General features: G+C 69.6%; 18 protein-coding genes. 7 read left to right on the plus strand and 11 right to left on the minus strand.

All coding sequences use genetic code 11. From position 1 onward, the window contains the following. Positions 1 to 198: 198 nt before the first annotated feature. From cysD to ACQEU1_RS14130, 7 genes are read left to right on the plus strand one after another with little or no spacing between them, the layout of a single operon-like run. A complete protein-coding gene (gene cysD, locus ACQEU1_RS14100; RefSeq protein ID WP_433200542.1) occupies positions 199 to 1,086 on the plus strand; it encodes a sulfate adenylyltransferase subunit CysD in 888 nt (295 codons plus the stop codon). Next, positions 1,086 to 2,861: an adenylyl-sulfate kinase gene (gene cysC / locus ACQEU1_RS14105; protein WP_433200545.1), complete on the plus strand. Its 1,776-nt coding sequence runs from the start codon at positions 1,086 to 1,088 to the stop codon at positions 2,859 to 2,861. Before cysD ends, cysC begins: the two co-directional genes overlap by 1 nt. Positions 2,862 to 2,920: 59 nt before the next feature. Continuing rightward, positions 2,921 to 3,976, plus strand: coding sequence for a hypothetical protein (locus ACQEU1_RS14110; protein ID WP_433200548.1), 1,056 nt, complete (start codon positions 2,921 to 2,923; stop codon positions 3,974 to 3,976). Continuing rightward, positions 3,973 to 5,121 carry a sulfotransferase family protein gene (locus tag ACQEU1_RS14115; protein WP_433200551.1) on the plus strand — a complete coding sequence of 383 codons (1,149 nt, stop codon included), beginning with the start codon at positions 3,973 to 3,975 and terminating at the stop codon, positions 5,119 to 5,121. The genes ACQEU1_RS14110 and ACQEU1_RS14115 overlap by 4 nt, the downstream gene beginning before the upstream one ends. After that, the gene (locus ACQEU1_RS14120; protein WP_433200554.1) at positions 5,121 to 5,900 is read left to right on the plus strand and encodes an SDR family oxidoreductase; all 780 of its coding nucleotides are present in this window, start codon (positions 5,121 to 5,123) and stop codon (positions 5,898 to 5,900) included. The genes ACQEU1_RS14115 and ACQEU1_RS14120 overlap by 1 nt, the downstream gene beginning before the upstream one ends. Next, on the plus strand, positions 5,897 to 6,349 hold the full coding sequence (locus ACQEU1_RS14125) for an SRPBCC family protein (RefSeq protein WP_433200557.1): 453 nt from the start codon (positions 5,897 to 5,899) through the stop codon (positions 6,347 to 6,349). The genes ACQEU1_RS14120 and ACQEU1_RS14125 overlap by 4 nt, the downstream gene beginning before the upstream one ends. A 47-nt stretch (positions 6,350 to 6,396) precedes the next feature. After that, positions 6,397 to 6,714 carry a hypothetical protein gene (locus ACQEU1_RS14130; RefSeq protein WP_433200560.1) on the plus strand — a complete coding sequence of 106 codons (318 nt, stop codon included), beginning with the start codon at positions 6,397 to 6,399 and terminating at the stop codon, positions 6,712 to 6,714. A 7-nt stretch (positions 6,715 to 6,721) separates the two neighbouring features. On the opposite strand, the gene ACQEU1_RS14135 is transcribed toward ACQEU1_RS14130, so the two are convergent. The 11 genes from ACQEU1_RS14135 to pstC all read right to left on the minus strand — a co-directional run bounded on the left by ACQEU1_RS14135 (position 6,722) and on the right by pstC (position 20,273). Then, the gene (locus ACQEU1_RS14135) at positions 6,722 to 7,489 is read right to left on the minus strand and encodes a phosphate ABC transporter ATP-binding protein (protein WP_433200563.1); all 768 of its coding nucleotides are present in this window, start codon (positions 7,487 to 7,489) and stop codon (positions 6,722 to 6,724) included. Positions 7,490 to 7,498: 9 nt separating this feature from the next. After that, entirely contained in the window at positions 7,499 to 8,476 is a 978-nt protein-coding gene (locus tag ACQEU1_RS14140; protein WP_433200566.1) for a sortase, read from the minus strand. Continuing rightward, positions 8,473 to 9,903: a hypothetical protein gene (locus ACQEU1_RS14145; RefSeq protein WP_433200569.1), complete on the minus strand. Its 1,431-nt coding sequence runs from the start codon at positions 9,901 to 9,903 to the stop codon at positions 8,473 to 8,475. The genes ACQEU1_RS14140 and ACQEU1_RS14145 overlap by 4 nt, the downstream gene beginning before the upstream one ends. Continuing rightward, positions 9,896 to 10,531, minus strand: a complete 636-nt coding sequence (locus ACQEU1_RS14150; RefSeq protein ID WP_433200572.1) for a hypothetical protein — start codon at positions 10,529 to 10,531, stop codon at positions 9,896 to 9,898. Before ACQEU1_RS14150 ends, ACQEU1_RS14145 begins: the two co-directional genes overlap by 8 nt. Positions 10,532 to 10,571: 40 nt before the next feature. After that, positions 10,572 to 11,552, minus strand: a complete 981-nt coding sequence (locus ACQEU1_RS14155) for a DUF916 domain-containing protein (protein ID WP_433200575.1) — start codon at positions 11,550 to 11,552, stop codon at positions 10,572 to 10,574. 55 nt (positions 11,553 to 11,607) lie between these two features. Beyond that, the gene (locus ACQEU1_RS14160) at positions 11,608 to 13,179 is read right to left on the minus strand and encodes an Ig-like domain repeat protein (protein ID WP_433200578.1); all 1,572 of its coding nucleotides are present in this window, start codon (positions 13,177 to 13,179) and stop codon (positions 11,608 to 11,610) included. Between the two features lie 20 nt (positions 13,180 to 13,199). After that, on the minus strand, positions 13,200 to 14,180 hold the full coding sequence (locus ACQEU1_RS14165; RefSeq protein WP_433200581.1) for a hypothetical protein: 981 nt from the start codon (positions 14,178 to 14,180) through the stop codon (positions 13,200 to 13,202). Between the two features lie 93 nt (positions 14,181 to 14,273). Next, a complete protein-coding gene (locus ACQEU1_RS14170) occupies positions 14,274 to 16,652 on the minus strand; it encodes a hypothetical protein (protein ID WP_433200584.1) in 2,379 nt (792 codons plus the stop codon). Then, positions 16,649 to 18,211, minus strand: coding sequence for a phosphate ABC transporter substrate-binding protein PstS (pstS, locus tag ACQEU1_RS14175; RefSeq protein WP_433200587.1), 1,563 nt, complete (start codon positions 18,209 to 18,211; stop codon positions 16,649 to 16,651). Before pstS ends, ACQEU1_RS14170 begins: the two co-directional genes overlap by 4 nt. Continuing rightward, complete coding sequence (pstA, locus tag ACQEU1_RS14180; protein WP_433200590.1) at positions 18,211 to 19,263, minus strand: phosphate ABC transporter permease PstA; 1,053 nt, start codon at positions 19,261 to 19,263, stop codon at positions 18,211 to 18,213. Before pstA ends, pstS begins: the two co-directional genes overlap by 1 nt. Continuing rightward, entirely contained in the window at positions 19,260 to 20,273 is a 1,014-nt protein-coding gene (pstC, locus tag ACQEU1_RS14185; RefSeq protein ID WP_433200593.1) for a phosphate ABC transporter permease subunit PstC, read from the minus strand. Before pstC ends, pstA begins: the two co-directional genes overlap by 4 nt. Positions 20,274 to 20,784 lie beyond the last annotated feature (511 nt).

Consider the following 20,784-nt stretch of genomic DNA (forward strand, 5'->3'; position numbering starts at 1 on the left):
GCTAGCACCTCGCGCCCAAAGTCAAGCCCGATCTCTTCGAGTGCGTGGCTGAGTTGCGTTGGCACGTCACCATTACCGCTTGCTCAGAGGTTCGAGGTAGCACGCCTGGCCGTTCCCGCCTTCCCGCCGCGCCAAGCAAACCGAACAACGTTCAGAAGCGTATTGAACGTTGTTCGGTTTGCTCCTACCCTCGGTGACGTGGACCACCTCGACCGGCTCGAAGCCGACAGCGTCGACATCTTCCGCGAGGCCGTCGCGGAGTCCGAACGGCCGGTGCTGCTCTACTCGATCGGCAAGGACAGCTCGGTGCTGCTCCACCTGGCGCGCAAGGCGTTCCACCCGTCGCCGGTGCCGTTCCCGCTGCTGCACGTCGACACCACGTGGAAGTTCCGCGAGATGATCGAGTTCCGGGACGCGACCGCGGCGGCGCTGGGCCTGCGGCTGATCGTGCACCGCAACCCGGACTGCGTGGCGGCGGGCATCAACCCGTTCGACCACGGCTCCGCCCGGCACACGGACCTGTGGAAGACCCAGGGTCTGCGCCAGGCGTTGGACGAGCACCGGTTCGACGTGGCGTTCGGCGGGGCCCGGCGCGACGAGGAGGCCTCGCGTGCCAAGGAGAGGGTGTTCTCGTTCCGCACCGCGCAGCACCAGTGGGACCCGCGCCACCAGAGACCTGAGCTGTGGCGCCTCTACAACACGCGGGTGGCGCCCGGCGAGAGCATCAGGGTGTTCCCGCTGTCGAACTGGACCGAGCTCGACGTGTGGCGCTACGTCGAACGCGAGCGGATCCCCGTGGTGCCGCTGTACTTCGCGGCCCTGCGCCCGGTGGTCTCGCGCGACGGCGCGCTGATCATGGTCGACGACGACCGGATGCCGCTGACCGAGGAACCACGCCACGAGCTCGTCCGGTTCCGCACGCTCGGCTGCTACCCGCTGACGGGCGCGGTGCGCAGCGAGGCGCGCACGGTCGCGGAGATCGTCGAGGAGATGCGGGCCGCGACGACGTCGGAACGGCAGGGCCGGGTGATCGACCACGACCAGAGCGGCTCGATGGAGCGCAAGAAGCGGGAGGGGTACTTCTGATGGAGCTTCTGCGGTTCATCACGTGCGGCAGCGTGGACGACGGCAAGAGCACGCTGATCGGGCGGCTGCTGTACGAGTCGAAGCTGCTCTACGCCGATCACCTGGCCGCGTTGGAGGCCGACTCGCGGCGGGTCGGGACGCGTGGCGGCGACCTGGACTTCGCCCTGCTGGTCGACGGGCTGGCGGCCGAACGCGAGCAGGGCATCACGATCGATGTGGCCTACCGGTTCTTCGCGACCGAGGCTCGGCGGTTCATCGTGGCCGACACACCGGGGCATGAGCAGTACACGCGCAACATGGTGACCGGGGCTTCCACGGCCGATGCGGCGGTACTGCTGCTGGACGCGCGCAAGGGCGTGCTGGAGCAGACGCGACGGCATGCGCGGATCGTGTCGTTGCTCGGGATCCGGCACGTGGTGGTGGCGGTGAACAAGCTCGATCTGCTCGGGTACTCGCGGGAGGCGTTCGAGCAGGTCAGCGGGGAGTTCAGGGAGTTCGCCGGCGCACTGGAACTCGCCGAGGTGGCCTGCGTGCCGATGTCCGCCACCGAGGGCGTGAACGTCGTGGGGCGCAGCGACCTGACGCCCTGGTACTCCGGCCCGACCCTGCTGCGGTGGCTCGAGTCGGTGGACCCGCCGACGAGACGATCCGTATCGTCTCGTTTCCTCGTGCAGTGGGTGAACCGGCCGAACGCCGAGTTCAGGGGCCTGTCGGGGCGCGTTCTGGGCGGCGTGCTGAAACGAGACGAAACGTATCGTCTCGCCGGGCGGTCCAGCCGGGTGGCGCGCATCGTCACGATGGACGGCGACCTGGAGGAGGCGCCGGCCGGGTCGTCGGTGACCGTGGTGCTGGCGGACGACGTCGACGCGAGCCGCGGTGACGTCCTGGGCCCGGCCGACGACCCGCCGCGCCTCGCCGACGCGTTCCAGGCCCACCTCGTGTGGATGGATGAGACGGCGCTCATGCCCGGCCGCCAGTACCTCGCCAAGATCGGCGCGCGCACCGTCGGCTGCACCGCCGCGAAACCCCTGCGGCTCAACGAGATCGGCGTCGACACCGTGCACTTCGACGCGCCGGTGCCGTTCGAGACGTACGCCGACAACCGCGACCTCGGGTCGTTCATCGTGCTCGACCGGCTGTCCAACGCGACGGTCGGCGCCGGGATGATCATCCGCCCGGTGAGCCCGTCCAACCTGCGTTGGCAGACGCTGACCGTGGACAAGCAGGCGCGGGTCGCGCGCAACGGGCACCGGCCGTGCGTCGTGTGGCTGACCGGGCTGTCCGGGGCGGGCAAGTCCACGATCGCGGACCTGGTCGAGAAGGCGCTGCACGCGGAGGGCAGGCACACGTTCCTGCTCGACGGCGACAACGTGCGGCACGGCCTCAACTCCGACCTCGGGTTCACCGACGCCGACCGGGTCGAGAACATCCGGCGCATCGCCGAGGTGGCCGCGTTGATGGTCGACGCAGGGCTGATCGTGCTGGTGTCGTTCATCTCGCCGTTCCGCGCGGAACGGGCGCTGGCGCGCGACCTGGTGGGCGAGCAGGAGTTCTGCGAGGTCTTCGTGGACACACCGCTGGCGGTCGCGGAGCAACGGGACCCGAAAGGCCTGTACCGCAAGGCGCGCAGGGGTGAGCTGGCGAACTTCACCGGCATCGACTCGCCCTACGAACCACCGGAGAACCCCGAGGTGCGGGTCGACACCACAACGCTGGAACCGCACGAGGCAGCGGAGGCCGTGCTGGCCGCGCTTCGTGCGCTCGGTGTCTGTTGAACGTTGTCCAGAATCGTGTAACTTCAGCTAGAACACGTTCTAAATTCGGGAGGCTCGCGGTGCCTGACCAGGCGTGGTCGCAGTTCTGCCGGGCGTTGGAGAAGGCCGGTGAGGTGGTGCTGTCCGAGCACGCGCCGGACACCCCGCTCGACCGGGCGGAGGGCTACCGGTACCTCTCCCGGCTGACCCGGGAGATGCTGTACTCCTGCCTGGACAACGCCGATCCCGACTTCCCGCGGTTCCACGAGCTCGACCTGGTGAAGATCGGCGCGGACAACCCGGACAACGTCTACCTGTCGGCCAACATCAGGGGTGACCGCGAGTACCGGATCACCGGGACGCGCGGCACGATCGCGTACTTCAGCATCGGGTCGAAGGCCAACCGGTACGCCAAGGACGGCACGATGGCGTCGACCGGCGAGCTGTCCGGCGCCGACCTGGTGATCGCGCCGGACGGCACCGCGGAGATCATCGCGAGCGCGACCGAGCACGACGGGAACTGGTTGCCGCTCGCCCCCGACTCCACCGGGCTCGTGGTGCGCCAGACGTACCTCGACCGGACGTCGGAAGTGCCCGGCACGTGGCACATCGAGCAGATCGGTGGCCCCTCGCAGCCGGTTGAGCTCACACCCGAGTTCCTCGCGAAGGCGTTGCAGCGGGCGGCTTTGTCGGTGCACGGCACCGCGGCCACGTTCGCGCACTGGACGCGCACGTTCATGAAGCGCCCCAACGAACTGCCCGACTTCGGCCAGGAGATGTTCCAGCGGGCCGGTGGCGATCCGGAGATCTTCTACCTGCACGGCTACTGGACGCTGCGGCCCGGTGAGGCGTGGGTGATCGAGACCGGCGTGCCGGACTGCCCGTACTGGAACTTCCAGCTCGGCAACTGGTGGATGGAGTCGCTCGACCACCGGCGGTCCATCACCGTCAACAAGCACACGGCGTCGTTGGCCGACGGGCGGCTGACGGTCGTGGTCGCGGCGGAGGATCCCGGCGTGGGCAACTGGATCGACACCTGCGGCCACACGTCCGGCACCGCGTTGCTGCGCTGGCTCGGCGCGAGCGAACACCCGATCCCGAAGTGCCGCGTGGTCCCCCTGGAGGAAGTCCGATGACGGTCACCACCGAGTTGAACGTGCCGGACCTCCTCGGCCGGGCGAGCGCCAAGACAGGGCTCGCGGACTTCGGCGACGACTGGTTCCGCGAGCCGCTCGACGTGCTGGTGCGCAGCCTCAACACCGAGGCCTCGTTGTCACCGCTGGGGTTCGAGCTGACCAGGCACCGGTTGACGGCGTTGCTCGCGGACCGGTTGCGGCTGCGCGAACTCCAGCGCAACCACCCCGAGGTGCTCGACGTCGAGGTGCGGGTGGCGGCCGAGATCTGCGGGCTGCCGCGCACCGGGTCGACGTTGCTGCACCGGCTGCTGGCCGCCTCGCCGCAGGTGACGTCGACGCTGTCGTGGGAGGTCGCCTACCCGCTGCCGTTCCCCGGCGAGGGTCCGGACGCCGAGCGGCGCAAAAGCCGCGCGAGGGAACGGATGCAGGTGTTCGCGCAGCTCTCCCCCGACTTCGGCGACCTGCACACGGTGGTGTGGGACGGGCCGGAGGAGGACGTGCTGCTGCTGGACCGGACGTTCGTGTCGATGAGCTTCGACTCGTTCTACTGGGTGCCCTCGTACGGCGACTGGCTGAGGTCCGCCGACCAGCGCCCCGCGTACCGCGAGCTGCGCGAGTGGTTGCAGGTGCTGCAATGGCAGCACGCCGATCGGTCGCTGCCGTGGGTGCTCAAGTCGCCGCACCACCTGACCGCCGTCGACACCGTGCTGGACGAGTTCCCGGACTGCCGGATCGTGATGACGCACCGGTCGCCGGTCAACGCCGTGCCGTCGTACGCGTCGATGGTGCGCGCGATGTCGGCGCAGTACAGCGAGAACGTCGATCCCGTCCACATCGGACGGTACTGGTCGGGCCGGTTCGCCAGGACGTTGCGCGGCTTCGCCTCCGCCCGGTCCGCGCGGCCAGAGCGGTTCGTGGACGTGCGGTTCGCCGACACCGTCAGCAGACCGCTCGACGTGGCCCGTGAAGTGCTGACCGCGCTGGGCCTGCCTCCCGGTCCCGCCGACGACGCCGCGTTCGAGGCCTACCTGACGCGCAACCGCACCGAACGGCACGGCTCGCACTCCTACTCCCCCGCGGACTTCGGGCTGTCCGAGGACCGGCTCCGCACCGACTTCGCCTTCTACTCGGAGGTCTACCTGTGATGCTGCGAGACGAGGTCGTGGTGATCACCGGCGTCGGTCCCGGCCTGGGCTCGAAGCTCGCCGTCCGCGCCGCCGCCGAGGGCGCGAAGGTCGTGATGGCCGCCCGTTCCGCCGACGTGATGACGCAGGTCTCGAAGGAGGTCGCGGCGGCGGGCGGCGAGGCCGTCGGCGTGCAGTGCGACGTCCGCCGCCCGGACGAGGTGGCGCGCCTGGTCGCCACCGCCGTCGACCGGTTCGGCACGATCACCGGGCTGGTGAACTCGGCGTTCGGGCACCCCGGCTGGTTCGACCTGCTGGACACGCCAGAGAAGGCCGTCCGCCGGTCGATGGACATCATCCTGTTCGGGGCCATGAACGTGACGCGCGAGGTAGTGCCGCACATGAAGGCCGCCGGGCGCGGCTCGATCGTCAACGTCGGCACGATGACCACCCGCAAGCCGATGCGCGGCGAGGGCGGCTACGCCGTGGCGAAGGCAGCCATGGCGACCGCGACCCAGTTCCTCGCGCTGGAGCTCGGCGAGCACGGCATCCGCGCCAACCAGGCCGTCATGGGCTGGCTGGACGGACCGGGCGTCCGCTTCTACCTGAAGTTCACCGCCGAGGCGCGCGGCATCACCGAGCAGGACGTCTACGACGAGATCGCCGCCCGCAACCCGCTGGGCCGCATCCCCGCCGACGACGCGTGCGCCGGTGCGGTGCTGTTCCTGTTGTCGCGCCTGGCCTCCGAGGTGACGGGCGCGGTGCTGGACGTCAACGGCGGGGAGTACATGCCGGCATGAGCCACCTCATCGAGTCCGTGGTCGTGGAGATCCCGGCGCCCGCCGCGTTCGTGTGGTCCGTGCTGCTCGACTACCCGAACTACCCGCGGTGGAACCCCTACACGCTCGCCGTGGCCACGACCCTGGAGATCGGCACACCGATCGACCTGACGTTGCCGCGGCCGGACGGCGGACCGGGGACGTTCGTGAGCCGGGAGTACCTCCGGGTGGTGGAGCCGCCGACGTTGCTGCGCTACGACACCGGGCACACGTTCCCGGGGCTGCTCGGCGTGCGGGACCAGGTGATCACGCCTCTCGGCTCGGACCGGTGCAGCTACCGGACGTTCGAGACGTTCACCGGCGAGCACGCGGACGCGATCTTCGCCGCGCAGGGGGCGTACGTGAAGAACGGCTTCGACTCGGTCGCACACGCGCTGCGGGACCGCGTGGAGGCGCTGGGCGGCGGGTGAGTAGTTGTACCGATGCCCCCGTCGGACGCTCGCGGCACTCTCGACGTGTGAACGACACCAAGAGTCACACAGTCGCGGGAGTGGCGGGCTTCGCCACCACTCTCGGGCTGTTGTTGCTCACCTTCGTCAGCATGCAGAACGACGTGCTGGAGTCACTCGGGTGGCAGGGCGGCCAGTACGCCTACGCCTTCATCTGGATCGCGCTCGGGTCGGTCGTGGCCGGAGTCGTGCTGAAGGTGCGGTCGTCCGCGCGCTGGAAGGCGTTCGGCACGGGGCTGATCATCGGCGGCACGTTCGGCGTGGTGCTGCTGATCGCGTTCTTCGTCCTGGTCGCGTACTCCCTGTCGAACCTGTCCGTGCCGTGACCGCGGTCTAACCGAACCGGCCGTGCACGTAGTCGGACGTGCGCTGGTCCACCGGCGCCTCGAAGATCTGCTGGGTGGGTCCCGACTCCACGATCACGCCCGGAGTTCCCTGCTCCGCCAGGAAGAACGCGCACTGCTGCGAGACGCGCGCCGCCTGCTGCATGTTGTGCGTGACGATCACGATCGTGACCTCGTGGGCCAGCTCGGCGATGGTCTGCTCGATGCGGCGGGTCGACGTCGGGTCGAGGGCCGAGCAGGGTTCGTCCATCAGCAACACCTTGGGGCGCACCGCGAGCGAGCGCGCGATGCACAGACGTTGTTGCTGGCCACCGGACAGCGCGCCGCCCGGCTGCCGCAGGCGGTCGCGCACCTCCAGCCACAGGCCGGCCTTCGAGAGGCACTCCTCGACCAGCGCGTCCTTCTGGCCGCGGCCAGCCCGCAGGCCGGTGAGCTTCAGGCCCGCCACCACGTTGTCGTAGATGGACATCGCCGGGAACGGGTTCGGCTTCTGGAACACCATGCCGATCTGCTTGCGGGCGTCGGTGAGCTTGCGGCCCGCGTCGTAGATGTCCTCGCCCGACAGCAGGACCTCGCCGGCGAGCGTCGCGCCGGGCACGAGCTCGTGCATGCGGTTGAGGATGCGCAGGAACGTCGACTTGCCGCAGCCCGACGGGCCGATCAGGGCGGTCACGGTGCCCGCGGGCATGTCCAGGGACACCCGGTCGAGGACCTTGCGGTCGCCGAACCAGGCCGAGATCGAACGCGCGTCGAGCATGGAACTCCCCTAGATGAGGTTGGGCAGCAACGCCGCGGCGTGGTCGGCGAGGGTGAGGCCGAGCGTGCCCAGCACCGGCACGCCGACGACCCACGCCTGCCAGCGGCCGACGCGTTGCTTGAGGTAGACGACGGCGAACGCGGCCGCCACGAGCACGAGCGCCCAGACCGCCACCGGCACGAGGGCGGTGAGGTCGCTCGCCATCACGCGTTCGTTGTCCGGCACGGCGAACGACGGCAGCGCGCCCGAGGTCGGCATCACCTCGGTCGTGAGCTTCGCGTCCACCCACAGCACGTCGGTGGGCATGAAGTACGGGCCGTCGGCGGTGACGAGCGTCAGCGCTCCCTTGCCCGCGGCGGGCACGTGTCGTTGGGGCGCACCGGCTCTGCGGACGCCCTGCACCTGGTAGCGGTGTTCGCCCTGGCCGGTGGTCACGCGGATCTCGTCGCCCGGCACGACCTTGTTGACCTGGGCGAACGGCCCGCCGTAGCCCGCGCGCCTGCCGAGGATCACCGCGGTGCCCGCCTGGCCCGGCATGACCGTGCTGCGCAGGTGGCCGGGGCCGGACGCGAGCGCCGACGAGGACGTGCCCTCGCCGACGACCTCGCGCACGCCCAGGCGCGGGATCTCCAGGATGGCGACCGGGGTGCCGGACTCGATCAGGCGGCCGTCCTCGGTCAGCGCCGAGACCGGGGCCGTGGCGTTGGCCAGGTGCACGCGGAAGTCGGTGTGCGCCTGGGACTGGTCGCGTTCGTGCTTCAGCGCGCCAACCAGGGTGAACTGCACGACGAAGCACAGCAGCAGCGCGCCGACGATGCCGAGGGCCTGCCCCGCGGTGCGCAGGGCGGGGGCCTCCTCGACCAGGACGGCGGGGCGGTCGGGTGCCGCCGGTGGCGGGGCCCAGAGGTTGGGGGCCTCCGCCACCAGCGTGTCGCCGTGCGGTGCCACCGGGGGTTCCGGTGGCACCGGCATCTCGGTCGTGGTCACGCGCGGCGCCGGCGGGCGATGTAGAGGACCAGGCCACCGATCACGACCAGCAGGCCGCCGAGCACCAGCACGTTCTGCAACGGCGAACCGGTGACCGCCAGGCCGATGGTCTGGGTGCCACCACCGGCAGTGGTGGTGGTCGTGGTGTCCGTCGGCGTGTCGGTGGTGGTCGTGTCCGTCGTGTCGGTCGGCTGTGTGGTGGTGGACGGCTGAGTCGTCGTCGTGGTCGGCTGCGTGGTGGTCGTCGTGGTGGGCGGGGCGCCGATCACCTGCCAGTCGGTGGCGTTGGTGAAGCGGATGCCCGTGGTGAACGTGCGGTGCTTCGTGCCGCCGAACGACTCGATGCAGTCGACCTCGACCCGGTAGTCGCCCGCCACGATCTCGCCGCCCGCGTCGACCGCGATGTCCTTGAACGACAGGTACTGCAGGACGTTGATCGGGCTCGTCTTGGAGAACCCGACGTCCGACGGCGTGGCGGCGATCAGGCCGCCCTGGAAGACGCCGGGGCCGTGGATGAACATCTGGTAGTTGTCGGCGTCGTTCTCGCCGCAGCCGGTGGACGTCGTGTAGGTGGGCGCCTCGATGTCCTTGCCGGTCTGCTTGCTCACGGCCAGCGTGAACGAGCCACCGGGGTTGGTGGTGGTCGTCGTCGGCTGGGTCGTGGTGGTGGTCGAGGACGTGGTCGTCGACGTCGTGGTGCTCGTCGTCGTGGAAGACGTGGTGGACGACGTCGTGCTGGTGGTGGTGCTGGTGGGAACGGTCGTGGTCGTCGTGGTGGTGCTCGTCGGCTGAGTCGTGGTCGTGGTGGTGGTCGGCTCAGTCGTCGTGGTGGTCGGCTCAGTCGTGGTCGTCGTCGGCTGAGTCGTCGTGGTGGTGGGCTGGGTCGTGGTGGTGCTGGACGACGTCGTGGTCGTGGGCTGAGTCGTCGTCGTAGTGGTCGTCGTGGTGGTGCTGCTCGGGTCCGTCGCCTGGTAGTGCGTGGCGTCGGTGAAGAACAGCTCACGGGTGAACGTGCCCTTGACCTCCTGCGTGAACAGGTCCACACAGGACACGACGATCGTGTACTTGCCTGCCACGACGGCGGTGCTGTTGTCGACCGCGATGTCCTTGAACGACAGGCCCTGCAGCACCGGGAACGGCGACGACGTCGAGAACCCGACGTCGGTCGGCGTGGTGCCGATCAGGCCGTCCACAAAACCGCCGGGGCCGTAGACGAACAGGTTGTAGCCGTCGGAGTCGGTCGGGCAGCCCGCCGAGGTGGTGTAGGTCGGCGCGGTGATGTCGAGACCGGTCGTGGGCTGCACGGACAGCACACCCAGGGTCGCGACCGGCGGTTCGGCCTGGCTCGGGGCCACGGCGACGAGTGCGGCGAGGCCCGCGAGGCCCACGGCCGCGGCGGCGGACGCCAGCAGGTATCTCTTACGCATCGTTGTCTCCCTTGGAAGGCCGGCGTCGCAGCAACGCCATGCCGAGCGCGATCAGGGCGCCGCCTGCGACGACGCCGATCGCGATGTACAGGAACGGTTGGGCGCCACCGGTTTCGGCACCGGCGGCCTCCGGCCAGATCTCCTCGGGCGTCGACGGCTCCGGAGCGGCGTCCGGGTCGGGCGTGGGATCGGACGCGGTCTCCGGAACGCTGGGCATCAGCGGCGCCGCCGGGCGTTGCGGGCCCTTCGCCTCGCCGATGGCGACGTAGCGGGCGTCCGTGCCGAAGTCCACCGAGCCGGTGAACGCGCCGAAGCTCTGCTGGCTGAACGAGTCGATGCAGTGCAGCGAGAGCTCGTACTTGCCCTGGAACGTCACGTTGTTGTCCGCCGCGAGGTCCTTGAACGTCAACGCCACCGGCACCTCGAACGGCGCGTCGTGCGTCATCCCGACGTCCCCGTTCGCGACGATCACGATGCCCGCGCCCGGCAACCCCGGGCCGTTCATGGTGGCGAAGTACCCGGTCGCGGCGGCGGGGCACCCGGCGGCGGTCGTCAGCCGGACGGGCGCGGCGTCGCGGCTCTCCCCCGGCGTGACGACGAGCTTGCCCAGCGGGGCGCCAAAAGCCACCCCTGGCAAGCAGAGGAACACCATCAGGGCAACAAGAACACTACGCGCCAACACGTTCGACCTCCCGCGCAGGAGTGACAGGGGACGGCTTCGAGCGGCGGCGCCGCAGCGTCAGAAGCACCAGGACGAGTGCGATGCCCAGCAGGGCGATGACCACGATCCACGGCGGCGCGGCGGTGGTCGTCCGCGCCTCGGCGACGGCGGGCAGCGGCGAGGTGCCGGCCTGGGCGACGGGGTCGATGTGCGCGACGCCGTCGATCCACCCGGCGGGCAGCACCCCGGGTACCACCGCGCTCACCCGGAACGTGCTGCCGGGCAACAGCTCCGGCAGGTCGCCGAGCGCCGGTCCGTCCACAACGGACCCCCACGGCGTCTCGACCCACACCTTCTGCTTGCCGCCCAACCGGACGTTGCCGGTGTTGCGCACGACGTAGCTCAGCTTGGTCTCACCGGAACCGAACCACCGGCCGTGGTAGGAGGCCGTCAGCCCCTCGATGCTCAGCCGCGGCGCCAGGTCACCGGAGACGCGCAGGTAGATGCGGGCACCGACGCGTTGCTCGACGGCGACGCGCTGGCCGTCCGTGCCGGTGGCCTCGGTCGTCAGCGACGCCACCAGACCGGCGGTGTGGTCACCGGGGGTCGCGTTCGCGGGCACGGTCAGCGCGAACGGGACGATCACGGTGGAGCGCGGGCCGACCTCGACCTCTGGCCGGTCGGCGACCACCCACTTGCCGAGGTCCGTCGACTCGCGGCCGGACGGCAGCAGGTCGAACCCGCCCTCGGGGGTGTTGAACGCGTCGCTCGCGTACACCCGCAGCTTCAACGGCTGCGCGGACACGTTCGACACGGCGACGAAGTCCTTCACCACGGCGCCGGGAGTCGCGCTGTAGCTGAAGTCGGAACGGCTGTCCGGCGCCTCCGCGGTCGCGGGCCGCACACCGAACGTCGCGGGTTCGGCGGCGTGCGCGGGGACGGCGAAGCCCACCAGGAGCAGGCAGGGAACGAGAAGGCGCCAGAACATGCGGAACCCTTCGGAGAAGGTGTGGGTGGTGGCCGGAGCCACCACCCACGGGCAATCAGATGGCGGTGAGGGTGAGCGTGGCGGTGTAGGTACCGGCCTGCGTCGACGTCGGCACCTTCAGCGCCAGGTCGGCCGACAGGTTCGCGGTGCCGTTACCACCGAGCGACGCCGCCGTGGCGAGCGTGCGCGCGGCCGCCAGGCCGAGGCCGTTCGGCGCCGAGGCGCCGGGGACCAGAGCGTTGGCGGGGTCGACGTTCGGACCCGCGGTGATGTTCTGCACCGGGGACTTGTCGACGATCTTCGGGGTCCAGCCGAGGTTCGCGCCGTTGATGGCGTTGGCACCGCTGGCGAAGTCCGTCACCTGGCCGGAGACGTTCCAGCCGGGGTTGCCGGCACGGGTGTCCGTGACGGTGATGGGATTGAGCGCACCGGCCGTGGTCAGGAGTGAACCGTCGGCGGCCATCACGGGGGACGGCAGCGTCACGTTCTGGTTCGCCACGCTGATCAGCAGCTCACCGGCCTTGACCTCGGTGGTGATCGTCTCGGACGCCGAGACGCCCGCGAACGCCGTGATCTCCAGCGGGATCGCGGCCGAGACCGAGGTCTCGAACGCGCCGGAGGCCGGCACGAAACGCGCGGTCAGGCTGTGCGAGCCCACGGCGAGCGCCGACGTGGTCAGCGTGGCAGAACCACCCGACACGGCGACGGGGTTGCCCAGGTTCGCGGCACCGTCGAGGAACTGCACCGAGCCGGCGGCACCGGCAGGAGCCACGGTCGCGTTCAGCGTGACCGTGCTGAACTGCGCGGCCGTGCCACCCGGCGTGACGGCGAGCGAGGTCGTCGTCGGCGTCGCGACCGGAGCGTTGACCTGGTACGAGACCACGGCGGACGTGGAGCCCGTGATGTTGCCGGCGGAACCCGTGAACACGGCCGAGAGCTGGCGCGCGCCAACGGGAAGCGCCGTCGTCACGAGGGACGCGACACCGTTCGACACGGCGACCGGGTTGCCCAGGTTGCCCGCGCCGTCCTTGAACTGGACGGTGCCGGTGGCCGAGGCCGGGGTGACGTTCGCGGTCAGCGTCACCGAGGTGCCCTGGACGACGGGCGCGTTCGGGGCGACGGAGAGCGCGGTCGTCGTGGTCACCGGGGCGCTCGGGTCCGTGGCCTGCCACGCCGTCGCGCTGGTGAAGAAGATGGTGCGGGTGAAGGTGCCGACGACCTCCTGCGAGAACAGGTCGACGCAGTTCACGGCGATCGTGTAGGTGCCGGGCGTGATCGTCGTGGTGTTGTCCACGGCGATGTCGCGGAACGACAGGCCCTGCAGCACGGTGATCGGCGCCGAGGTGGAGAAGCCGACGTCGGTCGGCGTGGTGCCGATCAGGCCGTTGGTGAAGCCGCCAGGACCGTAGACGAACAGGTTGTAGCCGTCCGAGCCCGACGCGCACGGCGCGGACGTGACGTAGGTCAGGGCGTCCAGGTCGTTACCGGACTGCTTGCTGACCGAGAGCGTGCCCAGGTTGCCGACCGGCGGGGCGGCGAGGGCGGTGCCGGAGGTGCCGAGCGCGGCCATCACCGAGACGGCGACGACGGCGGCACCCGCGGCGATGCGGCGGAGGTTGGTGCGCACAGCTGACCTTTCCGAAGCCATCAGGGAGTGACGATCTGCGTGGAGCCGCAGTTCGGGTTGACGCCGAAGCCGAACTGGGTGATGACGTCGGTCCGGGTGCAGACGAGCGACGTGCCGCCGACGAAGAGCTGCGAGTACGCGGACTCGGAGAGCTTCTGCGACGGGACGACGTTGTAGACGTCGCGCTTGAACGACGACGACGTGTTGAGGACCGTCGGCGCGACGTTGTTGAACGTGGCCAGCACGGCCTTGCCCTGCGCGGCCGGCGCGTTGCCGTAGATCTGCGAGGCGTACACGGCGATCGAGTACGGCAGGATCTGCTTGGTGTCGGTGAGGTACGTGCCGACGTGCTCCTGGATCGGCTCGCCGTTCACGTCGGTGTCGATGACGCACGGGAACTGCGTGGTGTAGTTCGCCGTGTTGGTGAGGCCGAGCTGCTTCAGGAAGAAGTCGCGGCTGCCCGAACCGAACTGCGGCAGCAACGGCTTGAAGTTCGTGCCGACACCCGGCGCGGTGCAGTTGTAGATCGACTTCAGCTGCGCCGTGGTGAGCTTCTTCGACACCGTGCTGTCGCTGCGGACCGCGTAGGTCATCGCGTCGACGGCGAACGGGATGTAGGTCAGGTTCTTGCCGGGGAACGTCGACGCGCTGTTGGACGACGACCGCGCCACCTGCACGCAGTTCGTGTTGCCCTCGACCGCGGCGACGAGCGCGTTGACACCCTCACCGGACGAGGCCGGTCTGGGGATCGTGCAGCCGGTCTCCTTGGTCTGGATCGTGGCCGACCCACGGGCGTCGTACGAACCCATGACCTTGTTGCCGTTGATGGTGATCGCGTCGGACAGGCCGTTCATCACGGTCTGCGTGGTGTCCGAGCCGACGGCGACGATGTCGCGGAAGTTGGGCGTACCGGTCGGGTCCGCCTGGGCGGCGGGTGCGGCGACCAGGGCGGCCGCGGCCATCGTGGCGACGGCAGCACAAAGCAAACGCTTCGGGCTCACTGCAGTATCCTTTTCTGCGAAAGGGTGTGCGTGGACTGGTGTCCGCGCACGGTGCAAACCGGTCGGACCGGTCCGTGTGGAGGGGCAACTCCGTCACGGGCCGGGCTGGCTCACCTCCTCGGGTTCGCGTCTCACACGGCTCGACAGCCGTGAAAGCACAGGTCCCGCCGCGGTCGCGAGCGCGCCCGCGATCAGCGCGACGGCCAGCAGGTGGCGCAGCAGCCAGGTCACCGGCATCGACGGCGTGTCCCGCAGCGCGGCCACGGGCTTCGGCGTCGGCTGGTCGGACGGCTTCGCGGGCACCGGCGGCGCGACGGGCGGTTGTTGCGGCGTGGCCGGGTTGTTCGCCTGCGGTTGCGGGTTGTTCACCACGTTGTCCGCCGGCGGTGGGGGCGGCGTGTTCTCCGGCGTGGTGATCGGCTTGCCCGCGTCCCGTTCCACGATCGCGGCGGCGTCGTTCGCCTGACCGCGCAGGGTGTCCGGCAGCGGCAGGTAGCCGCGCGGCAGCTGGCCGTCGGCCTCACCGAGCGTCTGGCCGGGTCCGGCCGCGAACCTCAGGAACTTGGCGTAGTCCGCGCCGGCCGCCTGGTCCATCGCGGACGGCACGGCGGCCGCGTACGTGACGTTGGGCAGCGGGTAGGCCTTGGCGTTCCTGCCCGCCGGGTTGGCGATCTTCACGCCCGCGACCTCGGTCGGCGAGAGCTGGTCCAGGGCCGCGCCGAGGCCTTCCGGGGTGGGGGCGACGAACTGGCCCGCCGCGTTGCGCAGCGAGGCCGTGGGCAGGCCGTACCGCTGTGCTGTCGCGGTGTCCACGACGGCGAGCAGGCTGCGTTCGCCGGTGGGCTGGCGCGGCGACTTCGAGTAGCCGGGCTTGGACGGGTCGAGCGGGTCCGGCAGGCCGTTGGGCAGCTTGCCGAGCGTGTCGCCGCGGCTGATCGCGCGGCCGCCCTCGTGCAGGTCCGCCGACAGCGGCCGGGAGATCAGCGCGCAGTCGGGGCCGAGCGGGAACGCGAGGTCCTTGCAGCTCAGGTCGGCCTTCGGGTAGTTCGGCAACGGCAGCGCGAGGTTGCGGTACTTCTCGTTCACCACCATGCCGAACGGGTCGGGCGAGCCGTCGAGGAACGCGCGGGCGTCCGTGTCGGCGTTGATCCACGTCCACAACGCCTTGGTGGCGTCGAGGTCGACTGACGGCGCGAGGATGTCGAGTGCGTTCATCAACGCGCCGTAGGTCTTGAACTCCTCGTTGATCGCCAGGAAGTCCGGGTCGTCGTTGAGCCTGCGCGGATTCTTCTGCAGGTAGGTCTGGTTGCCCGGCACGGCGTCCCGATAGGACTGGGTGAGCAGCTTCGCGACGAGCCTCGGCGTGAGGTTCAGCGAGGTGATCAGCTGGCCGTCCCGCTGCCACACCTTGGGATCGGTCTCGACCTCGGGGCCGCGCGACTGGCGTTCCAGCACGAACGCGATGGCGTACCCGGAGACGGCGACCGGCGCGTAGACGGTCGGACGTGCCGGTGTGGCAACGGGTTCGCTGGTGAACACCACGCCGGGTGCGTCGAGGCCGAGCTGGTCGCGGGCGATGCCGTCCGGGACCTGGGTGAAGCCGAAGACCGTGCCGTTGTTGGCGCACAACGCGGGCTGCCAGCGGGCGACGGCGTCGGCGACGAACTCGTGACCGGTCAGCGGGCGTTCGGCGGCACCGATCGGGCAGGCGCGGCCGACCGGGCGGAAGTCGAGCTTCACCGCGATCCGGTTGTTCCAGTTGCTCTGGCTGAGCGGTGACGAGTCGAGGTTGTTGCTGGTGTGGTCGACGCCGACGGTCCGGCCGTTGACCTCCTTGTCGCCACGGGGAACCACGACGAGCCAGCAGTGCCGCGGGGTGCCGTTCGTGACGCTGCCACAGCCGAGGCCGTACGCCTCCAGCGCCGTCTGCACCTCGAAGTCGATCTCGCCGGTGCCGTCCGCGCGGGTCTTGGCGAACGGGACCTCGTTGGTCGTGCCCGCGTCGAAGAACTCGCCGTACGACGGGGTCGTCTTGCCCGTGACGGCGTGGAACTGCGCGAACGCGGCGCCCTGGGGCGGGATCGGCGTGGGCTCGACGGGGTCCTTCGGGTCGTTGTAGGCGATCTGCCTGCTCTTGGTGAAGTTGCCGAGGCCCAGGCCGTTCTGCGCCTCGAGACCGCCGAACTGGCACTGCTCACGGGCCGGGCCCGCCGGGTCGTCGCCCCAGCACTGCATGACCTGCAGGTAGTTGGTGGCGAACCGGCCGACCGGGCCGGTCTCCCTGCCGCCGGTCCAGTTCACGTGCACGGTCTGGTTGATCAGGTCCCTGGTCTGGGCGACGGTGATCTTGAGGTTCGCGTAGTCGCCCTTGCCGGACACCGTGACGGCGGACGAGTCCTGCGCGACCGCGTCGGAGGGCCACACGACGACCGCCCCGAACAACAGCAGCGCGGCGAGCACCAGCCTGGTCATCGGCCACCTCCGCGCAGCCAGCGGGACACCAGCGGCGGGCCGAACACCAGCACGACCAGCAGAATGGTGATCACGACGATCAGCAGCGCGGAGTTGCTCTGCCGCAACGACACCGACACCGGGGTGGCGGTTGCGCTCTGGCTCGACCGGCGCACGGTCTCCCCCGTCACCGGGTCGACCGTCTCCTCGCCGGGTTGCGACGCGTCGGCGGGCGCGTCGGTCGGGTTGCCCGTGGGGTTGTCACCGTTGGTTGCGGTGTTGTTGTTGTTCGTGCCGCCGTTGTTGTTGGGCTCAGTGTTCTCCGTCGCGCCGCCCGTGCCCTCCTTGCACTGCGTGGGGCCCTGCTTGTCGCACTCGGGCGGCTGCGGCGCGGTCGTGGCGAGGGTGTTCGAGCCGTCCGCGGAGAACGTCGGGTTGTTGCACTTGCTGATGTCCTTGTTCTGCCGGGTGGTGCCGGGAATCCGGGCCACCTGGTCGACGCCGGCGCGGACGAGGTTGATCGGCAGCGGCGAGAACCCGAGCCGGTCGGCCTGCTGCTGGCCCTCGCACAGGAAGTAGTAGGCGAAGTCCGAGAGCGTGCGGCCCTTGTCCTTGTTGAACTTCCCGCCCTCGGCGATCGGCAGGATCATGTAGCTGTAGCTCGACATCGGGTAGCTGCGGGCGTCGCCGTTGGTGTAGACCGCGCCGAGGTCCTGGGTCAGATCCGAGTTGATCTTCGCCTGCATCAGCGCGACGGCGACGGCCTGCGCCTTGGGTTCGACGTAGTAGCCCTTGCTGTTCAACAGCTTCGCGACCGGGAACCCGGCGTTGCGGGCGTAGGAGTACTCGACGTAGGTGATCGAGCCCTCGCTGCCGTCCTGGCGCACGTAGTTCGCGACGCCGAGCGAGCCGGACTGGCCGACGGCGGGCGCGATCAGCGGGTAGTTCGAGGTGAAGCCGCACGGCGTGGCGCGGCGGGCCTTGCGGCAGTAGTCGTCCCAGATGCCGCCGTGCTGCGCGGCCATCCAGCCGGTGAACTGCGCGCTGGTACCGGAACCGTCGGATCTGACCACCGGCACGACCTTGCGGTCCGGCAGCTTCAGGCCGGGGTTGTCCTTCGCGATCGCCGGGTCGGCCCACGACGTGATCACGCCGGTGAAGATCTTCGTGACGACCTCCCCGGACAACCTCAGGTTGGTGACGCGCTTGCCACCGATCTTGAGGTTGTACATCAGCGCCGTGCCGCCGGCGACGATCGGCATGTACGCGTACGTGCCGTCCTTCGGCGGGACGTCCCGCACCCCCGCGTCCGTGAGCCCGTAAGGGATCTCGGAGACGGCGAAGTCGACCTGGCCCGCCTTGAACTGGTTGCGGCCGTCGGTCGAGCCGGTGCCCGCGAAGTTGATCCGCATGCCGTACTGCACGACGTTCTTGCGCCACTGGTCGAGGGCGTTGTAGCTCCACGTCGACCCGGCGCCGGAGATCGGCGTGTAGTTCTGCGCCTGCGCTGTGGGGACTGTGCCGATCGGTATTGGGACGGCCAGGAACAGCACCGCGAGGAGGACTGCCAGCTTCTTCATCATCTTCCTCCGTGGGCGCGGCCGCCGATGAGCCTGGCGAGCACGAACAGCACGAGCACCAGTCCCATCAGCACGGCGGCGGCGCCGAACCCGCGTTGTTTCATGGTTTCCTCCGACGACGTCACCAGCTGGAACGTCGCGAGCGGCAGCGACACCTGGGAGTCCGCGAACGGGTTCCAGTTGAGGAACGGGGTGAAGCCCGCGGTGATCAGCACCGGCGAGGTCTCGCCGATTCCTCGCGCGGTGGCGAGCAGAACGCTCGTCGTGAGGCCGCTGCGCGCGGTCGGCAGCACGACGTACCAGACCGTCCGCAGCTGCCCTGCCCCGAGCGCGTACGAGGCCTCCTTCAACGAGCTCGGCACGAGGCGCACCACCACGTCCGCGGCCCTGATCATGATCGGCAGCATCATCACGCTGATCGCGCAGCCCGCCGCGAAGCCTGACCTTTGAAATCCCAGCACGAGGATCAGCGACGCGTAGATGAAGAGACCCGCGACGATCGACGGCAGCGCGGTCATCGCCTCGACGACGGTGCGGACGAGCCGGGTGAAGACTCCCCTGGTCTCGTTGAGGAACACCGCGCACGTCAGTCCCAAGGGGACGGTGATGACGAGCGCGATCGTGATCTGCTGGAGGGTGCCGACCGCCGCGTGCAGCACGCCGCCGAGTTCCAGCGGGTCGAGCGTGCCGGCGTCGGCCATGTCCTCGGTGAAGAAGTTGAGGTGCCCCAACGCGGGCAGCCCCATGTAGATGGGGTAGACCACGATCCAGATCAACGCACCGAGCGCGATGAACGCGAGGCTGTGCACGACCGCGGACGCGAGCTTGTCCCGCACCGCCAGCGCGTCGCCGTCCAGCGACACCATCAACGCGTACAGCGCGAGGAAGACGCCGTACGCGATGGCGGCGAACCCGACGACGCCGGAGAACGGCGCGATCTGGTCGAACAGCAGCCCGGTGAGCGCGGACGCGGCCACCAGGGACCCGAGCGCCGCCGTGACGTCGGTGCGCCTGGCCGCGTTCGTGACGCGGCGTACTTCTGTTGTGGTCATTCGGATCCCTGCCCGGAACGGCTGCGCGCGATCACCGCGGAGGCGGCGAAGTTGACGACGAGGGTGAGCAGGAACAGCGCGAGCCCGGCGGCCATCAGCGCGGAGAGGCCGAACGGGCTGGCCGCTCCCCAGCGCGAGGCGATCAGCGCGGACACGGAGTTGCCGCCGCTGCCGAGGATCTGCGTCTGGATCACGAAGACCGGCGCGATGATCATGGCGACCGCGATGGTCTCGCCGAGCGCGCGGCCGAGGCCGAGCATCGTCCCGCCGATCATGCCGCTGCGGCCGAACGGCAGCACGACGCTGCGGATCATGCCCCAGCGCGTGGCCCCCAGGGCGTAGGCGCCTTCGCGTTCTCCTTGCGGCGCAGTGGTGAACGCCTCCCGCATCACCGAGCAGATGAACGGCATCACCATGAACCCGACGATGAGGCCTGCCCAGAAAGTCGAGGTGACGTAGGCGGAATCGGTCGCCAGCGGGTCGTCCGGGTTGGCGCCGTCCACGTGCAGGAAAGGAACCCAGCCGAACTGGATCGACAGCCAGCGCGGGACGTCGACGCCTTTCCACTGCAGGTAGGTCGATCCGAACAGGCCGTAGACGACACTGGGCACTGCGGCCATCAGGTCGACGAGACTCGTGAGGAACCGCTTGAGCCGGCGTGGCGCGTACTCCGAGATGTAGAGCGCCACGCCGAGCGCGAGCGGAAAGGCGACGACGAGCGCGACCGACGCGATCAGCAGCGTGCCGATCAGCACCGACGCGATGCCGAAGTTGAGCGAGTCCGGCTCCCACTCCTGCGTGGTGAGGAAGTCCCACCCGCTCTTGGAGATCGCGTCCGCACCGCGGGTGAGCAGGAACGACCCGACCGTCGCCATCATGACCAGCACGCCGAGCCCCGCGGCGCGCAGCACGAGCCGGAACACGCGGTCGGCACCGCCGGGCGCGCGGAACCGGCGGCGTGGGCCGTCGGCTGCGCGCTGCCCTGGTTCGGCGTCGATCAACTGCGTCATCGGTGCTCCGCTGTCCGTGGAAAGTCCGGTAATCGAGCTGAACGCAAGCAGAACCCGTGAAAATGTCGCCGCCCCGGCTTGATCGTGAACAACGAACGAACGCGACCGGCGATTTGGGATCGGTATTACTCCGAACCGGCTATCGGCGCGTCAGCCGCCAATTCGACAAAGCTGCGCACCGCGTACTGGGCCTGAAGTCGCCGTTGGTAACTGCGGCACGACACAGCGAGATCGACTCCCCCGAGTTCCAATCTCCACGACCACAACTGCGCGTCCCTGGTCAGCATGGCCCGACCGCTGGACAGCACTTCCCTCAGCTGCGCAACCGCTTTCGCGCATTCGTCATCACTCGGATACGGAGCGGCTGCTTTTCCGATTCCGCGATTGTTCGCGGAGAGCAATCGCCACGTGACACTACCCCGACTGGCGGATCTGTAGATCTGGAAACGGGCAACCGCCATCGCGGTTCTCCCATCACTGGTTTCGGCCCCGACGCCACTCGGAATGTTTC

Origin of the sequence: Lentzea sp. CA-135723 (assembly GCF_050936595.1) — a bacterium.
Classification (GTDB): Bacteria; Actinomycetota; Actinomycetes; order Mycobacteriales; family Pseudonocardiaceae; genus Lentzea.